Below are 13,031 nucleotides of genomic sequence, written 5' to 3'. Positions count from 1 at the left end.
GAGTTTATGACGATACTTAAAAGATTCAAACGCAAAGAATTTCTAGATAAGATAATAACAAAAAGACGTTTAATTATCTTAAATGAAGATACTTTTGAAGAGCAATTTTCACTTCGATTGACTATATTAAATGTTTTTTTATTAGCTACTATTGGTGCCATTTTTTTAATTTCTATTACTACTTATATTATTGCATTTACACCTTTACGTGAATATATTCCAGGATATTCATCAACGGAGTTAAAAGAAAAAGCATTAATGTTAGGTTTAAAATCTGATTCATTGGATTTTGAAATCAAAAAGAATAATGCTTATATCGAGTCAGTAAAAAAAGTGTTAACAGGCGATTTAGAATATGCTAAAGTAAACAAAGATTCTATTTTAGCTTCTGATTACGTAGATCCTTCGGAGTATGACATGAAAGTGTCTGAAGAAGAAAAAGAATTACGAAAACAAGTAGAAGAAGCTGCGAAAAAAGATAGTAAATAATGTCGATTAAAAGTATTGGAGCAAAACTATTTGCCTCCTTCATTCATCATAAAACACAAAATTGGGCAAATAACCCTATTAAAACCCAACAAAAAGTCTTTGAACAGTTACTTCAACAGGCAAAAAATACCCAGTTTGGTAAAGATCATCATTTCGAGCAGATAAAATCATTCGAAGATTTTGCTAAAAATATTCCTGTACGAGATTACGAGGAATTACGTCCCTATGTAGATCGCGTAGTCAACGGAGAAGAAAACATTCTTTGGAAAGGAAAACCACTCTATTTTGCTAAAACTTCTGGTACAACCTCAGGAGCAAAATATATTCCGCTAACAAAAGAATCTATGCCGTATCATATAAAAGCAGCTCGTAATGCTATTTTAAGTTATGTACATGAAACAGGTAAAGCTGATTTTGTAAACGGGAAAATGATTTTTTTGCAAGGGAGCCCAATTCTGGAAGAAAAAAATGGGATTAAACTGGGTCGATTATCAGGAATTGTGGCACATTTTGTACCAAAGTATCTTCAAAAAAATCGCATGCCATCATGGGAAACAAATTGTATTGAAGATTGGGAAACCAAAGTCAATGCTATTGTAGAAGAAACGTTTCACGAAGATATGGCGGTAATTTCTGGAATTCCATCTTGGGTACAAATGTATTTTGAAAAACTTTCTGAAAAAGCTAAAATGCCAGTTGGTCAGGTTTTTAAAAACTTCAATTTGTTTATTTACGGTGGCGTAAATTACGAACCCTACCGTGCAAAATTTGAAAATTTAATTGGGCGAAAAGTAGATGCTATAGAATTATTTCCAGCTTCCGAAGGTTTTTTCGCGTATCAAGATTCTCAGAAAGAAAAAGGAATGCTTTTGTTGTTGAATTCTGGAATTTTTTACGAGTTTATAAAAGCAGATGAGTTTTTTACAGAAAACCCTAAAAGATATACCATTGGAGAAGTCGAATTAGGTATTAATTATGTCTTGATTATTTCTACCAATGCAGGACTTTGGGCTTATAATATTGGTGATACGATTCAATTTACCAGTTTAAAACCCTATAGAATAATAGTTTCAGGACGTATCAAACATTATATTTCAGCTTTTGGAGAACATGTCATAGGTAAAGAAGTAGAAAGTGCCTTACAAGAAGCTATGGAAGGGACATCTGTTCGAGTAAATGAATTTACTGTAGCTCCTCAAATAAACCCCGTGGAAGGCTTACCCTATCATGAATGGTTGATTGAATTTGAAAACGAACCCCAAGATTTAAAAGCTTTTGCCTTGAAAATAGATAAAGCGATGCGGAAACAAAACGTGTATTATGATGATCTAATAACAGGTCATGTGCTAAAAAACCTTGTAATTACTGGGGTTACAAAGAATGGTTTTCAAGAATACATGAAATCTATTGGCAAATTAGGCGGACAAAATAAATTGCCTAGGTTATCTAACGACAGGAAAATAGCAGATTTTTTTAAATAAAAAAGCCTCCTGATCATAGGCAAGAGGCGACCTAAATGTTTTCACAACGGAATAATCCTTATTGTGAATTGCTTTCAAATTTTGTTGTACGAATATACAATTTTTTGATTAAAAAAAATAGTTTTAGTTTATTTTTTATAATAATATTGTTATAAATAATTAAACTAATGACAAAATTTAACTTAGGATTAGATATAGGCACCAATTCTATTGGTTGGGCTTTAGTAAATGAAGATTGTGAAAACAAAAAAGGTAAGATTTTAGCAGCTGGTAGTAGAATTATACCTATGACACAAGATATTTTAGATAAGTTTGGTTCAGGAGCAGCTACTGAAACACAAACGGCTTTACGTACAGATTATCGTAGTAAACGAAAATTAATACAACGTTTTTTATTAAGAAGAGAGCGTTTACATAGGGTTTTAAACGTACTGGATTTTTTACCGAAGCATTATGCCGAAAGTATTGATTTTGAGAAATATTTGGGCAAATTTTTACCTAATACAGAACCCAAGTTGGTATATAACCAAAATCAATTTATTTTTCAAAACTCTTTTTTTGAAATGTTAAAAGAATTTCAAGAAAAGCATCCAGAGTTATTTCTAAATAATCAAAAAATCCCGTATGATTGGACTATTTATTATTTACGAAAAAAAGCATTAAGCCAAAAAATAGAAAAGGAAGAATTAGCTTGGTTATTACTACAGTTTAATCAAAAAAGAGGGTATAATCAGTTAAGAGATGAAGAAGAAGAGAATACGCCTGATAAGCTGGTAGAATTTTATTCTTTAAAAATTATAAAAGTTACAGCGGATGAAGCCAAGGAAGGAATTAACAAAAGATGGTATAGTATTAATCTAGAAAATGGATGGATATATAGACGAGAGAGTAAAACTCCTTTATTTAATTGGGAAGGAAAAACAAAAAATTTTATTGTTACTACTGATTTAAATCAAGACGGTTCAATAAAGAAAGATAAAGAAGGAAAAGAAAAAAGAAGTTTTAGAGCTCCTAGTGAAGGAGATTGGACGCTACTTAAAAAAAAGACAGAAAAAGAAATTTACGAATCAGGAAAAACTCTTGGAACCTATATATATGATGCGTTGCTTAACAATCCTGATCTTAAAATAAAAGGAGCTCTTATAAAAACTATTGATAGAAGTATTTATAAAGAAGAACTTCAACAAATTATTAATAAACAAAAAGAATATCATTCAGAGTTAAACAATTCTAAACTTTATAAAGCTTGTTTAGAAGAATTATATCCTAAAAATGAAATATATAAAAATGAACTAAAAAATAAGGATATAGCGTACCTATTTATTAATGATATTTTGTATTACCAACGTCCATTAAAAGCACCAAAATACAATATTGGAAAATGTAGCTATGAAAGTCGTACATTTAAAAAAGAGGATAAAAAAATTACAGAGTTTATACCAGCAGTTGCTAAATCACATCCTTTATTTCAAGAATTTCGTTTATGGCAATGGATAAAGAATCTAAAAATATACGAAAAATTAACTAACGATAATTATACGGATTTTTTTCTTACTAACGAACGAGATATTGAAAAGCTTTTTGATTTCTTATGGAATAAAAAAGAAATAGATCATAAAGGAATATTAGAATACTTAATAAAGACAAAGTTTCCTGATCTAAAACCAAAACAAGTTAAGAGTAAGGTAAAAGAATATCGTTGGAATTATATCTATGATCATGAAAAAGATGAATCTAAGAACTATCCTTGTGGTGAAACGTATTTTTTATTAAAAAATAAATTAGATAAAATTACTAGTATTCAAGACGATTTTCTAAACAAAAAAAGACTTGATAACCTTTGGCATATTATTTATTCTGTAACAGATAAAAAACAATATGAAAAGGCTTTAGCAAAGTTTGCACTTAAAAATCAACTTGATACGAAATCTTTTGTAAATACCTTCAAAAGAATTCCTGCTTTTAAAAATGATTATGCCATTTATTCTTTAAAAGCAATAAAAAAATTATTGCCATTAATGCGAGTAGGAAAATACTGGAATTATGATGATATTGACCCAATCACCAAACAAAAAATTCAATGTATTATTACAGGTGAAGAAAATGATACGATTTCTACTTTAGTTAGAGAAAAAACAAATCATTTTTCTAACGAAAATGATTTCAAAAATTTATCACTTTGGTTAGCAGGATATATAGTATATAATAGTCACAACGAAAGCTCTGAAATTGAAAAATGGAAATCACCTCAAGATATAGACACCTTCTTGAAAAAGTTTAAACAACATGCTTTAAGAAATCCTATTGTAGAGCAAGTCGTAACTGAAACCCTTCGAGTAGTAAGAGATATATGGTTAAAAAAAGGCCAAGGTAAGAAAGACTTTTTTAACGAAATACATATAGAATTAGGAAAAGATTTAAAAAATCCAGTTGATAAACGTAGAAAAATATCAAGTACCAATTCTAAAAATGAAACAACTAATATTAGAATAAAAGCACTTCTTAAAGAGTTGCTTAAAGAAGGTATTGAAAACATAAAACCTAATTCACCTAAGCAACAAGAAATTTTAAAAATATTTGAAGAAGGTATTTTAAACTCAGGAATTGATATAGAAGAAGAGATTATAAAAATTAGTCAAATAGCACAACCCACCAAAAAACAATTACAGTATTATAGAAATTGGTTAGAACAAAAATACATATCACCTTATACGGGTCAGTTTATTCCCTTGAGTAAGCTATTTACATCAAAATATGAAATAGAACATATTATACCTAGAAGCAAATATTATGATGACAGCCTATCAAATAAAGTAATATGTGAAACAGAAATAAATAGATTAAAAAATAATCAATTAGGATATGAATTTATCAATAATCATGAAATACGCGAAATTACTTTAGAAGAAGGCAAAACAATAAGATTATTAAGTCCAAAACAATATTTAGATTTTGTTACTACATATTATGGGAAAAATAAAGCAAAAAGGGAAAATCTTTTATTAAAAGAAATTCCAATACAAATGATTGAAAATCAGTTGAATGATACGCGTTACGTAAGTAAATATGTAATGCAATTATTATCTAAAATAGTTAGAAAAGAAGATGGAACAGACAATGGCACAAATTCTATAAACATTTTATCTGTTTCTGGAAAAATAACCAGAGTACTTAAAACAGATTGGGGGCTTAATGATGTTTGGAACGATTTATTATGTTATCGTTTTGAACGATTAAATAAAATTACAAATACAAATTTGTTTACAACGTATAGTGAACAAAAACAAAAAATAATACCTATAGTCCCTGATCAATATGCAAAAGGATTTCATAAAAAAAAGCTAGATCATCGTCATCATGCTCTAGATGCTATTCTAATTGCCTGTATTACCCGTAATCATATTAATTATATGAACAACCAAAATATACAGGGTGAAAAACTTAAAAATTTTAAAATAGACAAACATAACTATCATGAAATATTTCAAAAATCACGATTGGATATGAGAGCTCAATTATGTGAAAAAAAATACAATGATCATGATTCAACAAAATATACTTGGGTCTTCACAAAACCTTGGGCTGATTTTACTGAAAACATCAAAGATACTTTAGAATTTATTATTCCATCTTTTAAACAAAATTTAAGGATTATAAATAAAACCGTAAACTACTACGAAAAGTATAACGAAAATGGAAAAAAAGTAAAAGTAAGGCAAACTAAAGGAGATAATTGGGCTATACGAAAACCATTACATAAAGAAACCATTTCAGGAAAAGTACATTTGTTGTATAAAACACCAGCAAAAGGAAAAATCTTAACAGCTACGCGTAAGGTGTTAGATAGTAGTATGGATTTTAAATCTATTGAAAAAATTACAGATACAGGAATTCAAAAAATACTCAAAAATTATTTAAAATACAAAGAAAGCCCTGAATTAGCTTTTTCTCCAGAAGGTATAGAAGAACTCAACATAACGATAGCAAAATATAACGATGGTTTTTATCATAAACCTATTTATAAGGTGCGTATTTATGAAGAAGGAGTAAAGTTTCCTTTAGGAAATAGAGGCAATAAAAAAAATAAATATGTAGAAGCCGAAAAAGGAACTAATTTATTTTTTGCCATTTATAAAGACCAAGAAAATAATCGTTATTTCGAAACAATTCCTTTTAATGACGTTCTAGAAACATTAAAGAAAGGAATGTCCGCAGTGCCAGAAAAAAATCAAGAAAAAAATACTTTAGTCTTTGCATTATCACCACAAGATCTAGTATTCGTACCTACATTAGATGAAATAGAAAATCCAGATATTGTAGATTTTAGGAATTTAACAAAAGATCAAACCAATAGAATTTATAAAATGGTTAGTTCCTCCGGAAAACAATGTTTTTTTATTAAAGCTGAGGTTGCTACTTCTATTGTAAATAAAATGGAATTTACGACTTCTAATAAAATGGAAAACTCCATTGAAGGTATTCAAATTAAATCAAACTGTTGGAAACTAAAATTAGATAGATTAGGTACTATTACAAGAGTAATCAAATAACCCCCCGTTCTACCTACCTCGTTTGATCTATTTAAAAGTAAAGGGCAAACAATCCTCTTGTTTGTCCTCATCCTCAGTCTGAAAAGTACATTTTATCTTTTAAAAAACTTCATTTTTAATACCATATTTTAATAAGAATCAAGAGTACAAAATAATTTATCAAAGACATAAGCAAGCACACAAAAAAACGCTGTAGTGCATTATAAATGATTAGTACATAATAGAAATATAGTACAGATAAAATTTTTGAACCTAAAAAGACATTTCATTTTTTGTCCTCAATATAGTAAAATCATATCTGTAAGAAAGAAATATATGAATTTTCTTCTATCGTAAAGTTTAGAATACGATTTGTATTTAACTTTTGATTATTATATGCAAAAGGCTAGGCTTTGCTATCTAAACCTCATTGGAGGTTGATTTTATTTCTCGGTATTTGTTTTATAAGAAAACCATTCTTAGTGGTGATTTGATCAAGAAAATGAAAAGTATTTAATTCCTCATTTTTATTGGAATTCTAACTCATTATGAAAAAATCAAAATTTGAAAGCAATTCACAACAAATAAAAAAACTGATTAAAAGGGTTTTAAGCTGTGAAACAGCGCAAAGATACAAAAATTTGAGAGCAATTTACAACTGTAATATCTGTTAAAAAAATCATAATATAAAGCGTAATTTCTTACAAAAGTATAAAAAATAAGTTGCAAAACAATTTTTTAAAATAAAATTATATTTTTTAACACTTAAAAATAACAAAATATTAAAAATATTTTTTTGATACACTATAAATCCTGTCTTTGATGTCACACAAAAATCTATTATAAAATATACAAAACATTTAAAATAGTAAAAAAGATAAACTCCATTGTCATAAAAGCTCATTGATTACTTTTTATTTTTATATAATTTTTTAAATCATAAATTGTTATATATTGACTGAATAAATTTATAAAAAACATATTTGTAAATAAAAAAATAAGAATTAAATTGCATTTAATAAAATAACAAGAATATTATAGTTTAGTGTAATTATTATAAAATTGTTAGTAAAATAAATAAGTAAATGTTATTATATTCTGTTTTTATATTTTTAAACTTATGAACATCAGTTGGTCTGTACACGTAGTACAAAAAGGAGATACCTTAGAATCAGTAGCAGAAGAATTAGGAATTAGTGGCAAATCACTTCGAGAGTATCACAATACTTATTGTGAGTTAAAATATTTGATAAATTATAATGACCTAAAAGGAATAAAAGAACTAATCTTACCCTCTACACAAGAAATTAAAGAAATCAAAGAAACAGAAAAAAAAGTAAGAATCCTAAGTAGCTTACCGTTGTACTACCTACCCCAAAATTTTCATAAACCCAGTTATGATATAGAAGAAACAATAGAAACATCATCAAAAGAACCCTTTACAGTAAGCTATAAGACGACCCTAAAAACTACAAAAGAAAAAGAAGGAACCATAATATCGTTAACAAACAGCCATTTTCAAAAAGAAGAAGAAACCCCAGAAGATAAGATCTCTACATTAGCCATAGCCTGTATAAATGCAATATACCCGATAGAATTTATTATAAATCCTGGAGGTCAGATAATAAACATAAAAAATCATCAAGAAATAATAAACAAATTTAAAGAAAGAAAATTAGACCTTTTAACCTATTTTTCAGGTAAAATAAATCAAACATATATTGATACGTTTGAAAAAACTTTAACAGACAGAAAAAAAATTCTAAAGAGTTATTGTTCAACCTTATTATACCAAGTTCTTTTCCCCAATATGAGTTGGTTTAGTACAGAAGAAAAAAAAGACTATTTTTATTTTCAACCCAATTCATACAACGTAGAAAGTGCAGTTATAACACAACATGATTTTGAAAACACAGACTATATAAAAACCATTGTTACATCAAGTTATGAAGAAGGGAGCACATTTGAAGAAATATTACGTAAAAAAGTTATAGAATATTCCCAAACTACAATAGATCCCCAAGAAGAAGATCTATCAAATTGGGAAGGAAGCATAAGTTTTACCTATTACACCTCCAAAAAAAACAAACAATTACTAAAAGCAGAAGCCGAACTTAAGATAAAAAACAACCAAGAAATATATGTAAAACATACCCTAAAAATAAATTAAACAAAACAAACAAACAAAACTAAACAACTATATATGAAAAAATATAGAGTACAAAAAGGAGACACGCTAAATTCCCTAGCTGAAAAATTTGCTATAAAAGACGGAGCCCATCTTCGAGCATTTCACAACCTATATTGTCCTTTAGAAGACTTATTAGGGGCAGAAGTAGTAGCAGGAAAAGAACTCCTAATAGCAGAGGAATCCCCTTATATAAAAGAAAAAAACAGTCCATCTGAAAACCCTCAAAAAACATCAGAAGTAGCGGTATCCAAGAGTTCAGAAGAAACAACAAAAAAAGAAACAAGTCCAAGTCAATCCTCATCAAGTTCCACAGCACATGAAGGCAAACACTTTGTAGTCCAAAAAGGACAATGCCAATGCGACCAAGGTTTTGAATTTCCATCCTTTAAAGTAACGAGTCATAACAAACACTATTGGAACGATTCGGAAGGAGAATCAGATTACCTAGCCGTAACTGAATCAGACATACAACTAAACCCATCAGCACAACCCTTTGGACAATGCAAACTAAAACCCAGCTCCGGAGGTTATTTGCCCTGCTCTTTTGCAGCAGCCGGAAAATGGAGTAAAACCTACGACAAAGTAAAAATTTTAGACAAAAAATGCGTTACCGAAATATCCGAATTAAAGTGCAGTACAGGAGGTAAAATAACGATTTTAAAACACGGACAACAAAGTCAAAGCAGTAAAAGCCAAGTAAAAAAAGCCAATCCACGAGAACAACATTTATACAACCCCATTATGAATTTTGAAGAATTTCAAGAAGAAATCAGCAGTAAAAACAACGAAGCTTGGTAATAAAAACACAGATTTATAATGAAAAAAGGCATATCCGCAATATCAGGAGTAACCTCGCCCACAGTAGGCGAAAAATACACCTATCACATATCCGAATGGTACCCTAATACCCCGATATCCGAAAGAGAACAAGCAAAGGTTACCTGGGAACTATTCAAAAAAAGAAGCGATGGTAGATTTACCACCACCCATATTAAGAAAAAAGGAGACAGCAGTTTTACCTTTGGCGAATCCTCAGTAGGAGAGACCTACCGATTAGAAGGGTATTTATACCAACCCGAAGGAGGCGGATTAATCATAACCCCCAAAGCCAGCAAAATCCCGAAAATCTGCAAAGTAGACCTAAACTACGTAGACGATAGCAAAGGCAGTGTTTTTAGTTTTACAGAAAAACTACGAGCCAAAGCCCATTGCATAAATATGTTTAACAAAGAAGTCCTATTTACCTTATGGGAAGACGATGCAAAAGGCAGCGGACACAATACAACCAACCAACTCATTGATACCAAAAAAGCAAAAGTAGACCTATACGGAGATGCAGAAGTAGACTTTATGCTAACCAAAGCATTAATGAAAAAAGCCATGGAAGGCGAGACAGACATACGAGAACTAGAATTTTATGTAACAGTAGAATATTACAAAACCAAAAAACACACAACCTCAAACGTAGAAATAAAAAATCCATCCCCCACAGAAAATAAAAAACCATCACAACCCACGGCAATTAAAAAAGCCAAAGGTTCTCCGGCAGAGCACAAACCTAGGAGTAAAAAAGAAGAGAAAGGAGTATTTAGAAGCATTTCAGAAACCATAGACGAAATATGGGATTGGGCAGAAACCCAAGGAACCGCTCAAAGAGACAAACCCCACACCATTGAAATCCCCGAAGGAAAAAGCCCTGCTGTTATAGGAAAAACGAAGGTGGAGAGAGCATCATCTAGGGGTACAGATTGTGGTGAGAGATATTGTATCAAAAAAGGAGATAAAAGTGAACTCATACGAGAAATTAATATTCGTTTAGCTGGTTTTGGTGGAAATGTTCCAACGGATGAATTCACAGAGCGTACTGAAAAAATGATTAAGCAATTTCAACGTGATTATATGAAAGTTCCTGAAACGGGAAAGGTTTGTGGTAATGTGTTGAGAGCGATTGATGATTTTTCTACTAAGTTTGATATAGGTGTAACTTTTTGGAACCAATTAAAGTGTAGTTGTTCAACCAAAGGGCAACAAACAACTTCTAAGCTAAGAAAAATAAAAGAATTAAACAAATGCACTGGTTTTGGCGATCATACAGGAAAAGGAACATATAAAGATACACCCCATAGTGAAGCAAATCATAATTATGAATATCCAGGAATACATAGAAGTTTGCTTTTTGGAATCAAAGCATTGAAATTTTATTTTAGCAAACAAACAATGTACACTATAGATCTTATATCATCTGGATACAGGTGTCGTTTCAAAAATTACAATACGACAAATCATCAGGGAAAAGCAATTGATATTCAGTTTAGTGAAAATTCCGAACCAATCAGATATGAGAACAAAAGTAACTTGCCAAAACTAAGAGATATAAGAGATGAATTTTATATAAAGTATTTAGGTGCTCAGAAAAATTGGCCAGACGAGGATAAATTTTCAATAGAACCAATTGATTTATTGTATGATAAAAAAGGAAATGTTAGATATGATCATACATTTAGTTGGATACATATTGATGTTAGAGAATTTAAATCTATTTATCTTGATGACAAATACTTTTGCAAAGACTCTAATGGTTTAAATGGAAAAAGTATAGTGCTTTTAGCTCAAGAGTTAGGTTTTAAAAATGTATGTAACTGCTTAGCGTCTTTCACAATAAAGAAACCCCAAGCAAACAATTCAAATTGTACAACTTGTAAAATATTTGAAAAAACCCGATACGAATTTTATGAAGAATTTGGAAATACTGCAATAAAAACAGTAAAAAATTTTGGGAAGTCAAATAAATTTAAAGGGTTATATATGGTCGCTCAAAGACGTCAAGAAAATGGTTTTGATAAAGAAGTTCCAAACAACAATCCAATGAATATTAAAGGGAAAGGGGATTTAGGAAGTAAAGCTTATAATACACATGAAGAAGTAAATGGTAAAAAAATACCTATTAAGGATGGATTTGCAAATTTCTCAAGTGTGGAGAAGGGATTTATGGGATATGTTGATTTGTTAAAAACAAATTACAAAGAAGCTTATGTGGCAATTATGGACGATTCTAAAACTATTGATGATTTTTTAATAGGATTGCAAGACAAAGGAAAATTAGGTTCTTTTGCTACTGCAAGTAATTATAAAATATCTGTAAAAAATATTTTCAAAGGTGTAGTGCGCGACTATCAAAAATGGCTCGAGTGCAAACTTAAATGCCAATCTTATTCATCAAAGATTGAAGAAATCAAAAAAGACATTGAATTATTAAATAAATTAAAATAAATATGAAGAAATTATTCATTCTTAGTTCATTTTTACTTCTTTTCATAAACTGTAAAAAGACAGAGGAAAAAAAACAAAGCAATATTAATAAATTTCCAATTTCCAATAATTGCAATTTAAATCAAGCACAAAATGAAATTTTAGGATTAAATGAAGTTGTAAAACAAAATCACTTCATTGATTCTATATCTAATCATAAAAAAGGTATATCGCTAATGTCTGACAGTTTAGTTGTAGAAAATAAAACATTTTATCAAATTAAAACTGGTTATAATTCAGATATTAGATTTGAAACATACTTTACTTTTAATGTAGAAAAAGGGAATTGCGAAAATATTAAAGTATTAGAACCTATAGAAGGAAATATGATTTCGTTATCTGAATGGAGAGAATTAAATAATTCTAATAACATTCAAAATAATACAATAAGTGCTTCAGAAATGGTAAATCTCCCTTTTAATTTTGAAGAAATGACTAAATTATGTGGGAACAATGAAAAAAAGTGCAAAGAAAAATATCCATTTTTGGAAGGTAATGAATTAGAGAACGTTAAAAAGTTGATTTCAGGAAATTCAGAAGATAGTCCTGATAAAATTTTTAAAATCAACAATGGTAACTTGGACTTCAAAAATTATATATATTGTACATATGGTGATTCTGATTCACAAACATTAATATCAGTAAGAAATGATAAAATAATTTCAAGCGCATCTATAGGTTACGCTATGCCTGAGAATGAGAGCTATCAATCTTTTGTTTTTGAAAAGGATTTATCAATAGTTGTTTATGATATTAAATATAATACATTAACAAAAAAAATATTGGAAAAATATCAAGTAAAAAAAGACGGCACAATACTTAAGACTAAGTAATCTATTACTAATTTTGACAATCAATAAATAGTCTATCTTTTTAAGATAATAAATAAAAACGGCTCAACGCCGTTTTGTACTACACGCTCCTTTACAAACTAAAAACCAATTGGGGACATAACTGAGATAGAAGAAGGAAAATGGCAACATTTTCCTTGCCCCACAGGTATATAACCTTAAAAAGAAGACAAGAATTTGT

The 13,031-nt window shown here is 29.3% G+C and carries 7 protein-coding genes; all 7 read left to right on the top strand.

The window, feature by feature from the left end; all coding sequences use genetic code 11:
* Nucleotides 1–6: 6 nt before the first annotated feature.
* The 7 genes from ACUXZJ_RS03370 (at nucleotide 7) to ACUXZJ_RS03340 (ending at nucleotide 12,832) form a co-directional block, all read left to right on the top strand.
* On the top strand, nucleotides 7–489 hold the full coding sequence (locus ACUXZJ_RS03370; RefSeq protein ID WP_060383762.1) for a hypothetical protein: 483 nt from the start codon (nucleotides 7–9) through the stop codon (nucleotides 487–489).
* Nucleotides 489–1,970, top strand: a complete 1,482-nt coding sequence (locus tag ACUXZJ_RS03365; protein ID WP_060383763.1) for a GH3 auxin-responsive promoter family protein — start codon at nucleotides 489–491, stop codon at nucleotides 1,968–1,970. The genes ACUXZJ_RS03370 and ACUXZJ_RS03365 overlap by 1 nt, the downstream gene beginning before the upstream one ends.
* A gap of 167 nt (nucleotides 1,971–2,137) precedes the next feature.
* Nucleotides 2,138–6,520 (top strand): type II CRISPR RNA-guided endonuclease Cas9, encoded by a 4,383-nt coding sequence (gene cas9, locus ACUXZJ_RS03360; RefSeq protein ID WP_088466603.1) that lies wholly within the window; start codon nucleotides 2,138–2,140, stop codon nucleotides 6,518–6,520.
* Between the two features lie 1,099 nt (nucleotides 6,521–7,619).
* Nucleotides 7,620–8,669 carry a hypothetical protein gene (locus ACUXZJ_RS03355; protein WP_089047509.1) on the top strand — a complete coding sequence of 350 codons (1,050 nt, stop codon included), beginning with the start codon at nucleotides 7,620–7,622 and terminating at the stop codon, nucleotides 8,667–8,669.
* A gap of 33 nt (nucleotides 8,670–8,702) precedes the next feature.
* Nucleotides 8,703–9,488, top strand: coding sequence for a DUF4280 domain-containing protein (locus ACUXZJ_RS03350; RefSeq protein ID WP_060383766.1), 786 nt, complete (start codon nucleotides 8,703–8,705; stop codon nucleotides 9,486–9,488).
* An 18-nt stretch (nucleotides 9,489–9,506) separates the two neighbouring features.
* Nucleotides 9,507–11,960, top strand: a complete 2,454-nt coding sequence (locus ACUXZJ_RS03345) for a hypothetical protein (protein WP_060383767.1) — start codon at nucleotides 9,507–9,509, stop codon at nucleotides 11,958–11,960.
* A gap of 2 nt (nucleotides 11,961–11,962) precedes the next feature.
* Nucleotides 11,963–12,832, top strand: a complete 870-nt coding sequence (locus ACUXZJ_RS03340; RefSeq protein ID WP_060383768.1) for a hypothetical protein — start codon at nucleotides 11,963–11,965, stop codon at nucleotides 12,830–12,832.
* Nucleotides 12,833–13,031 lie beyond the last annotated feature (199 nt).

This window comes from Flavobacterium sp. TN-1 (assembly GCF_052828645.1).
This window is presented reverse-complemented; position numbering and strand designations above follow the sequence as displayed.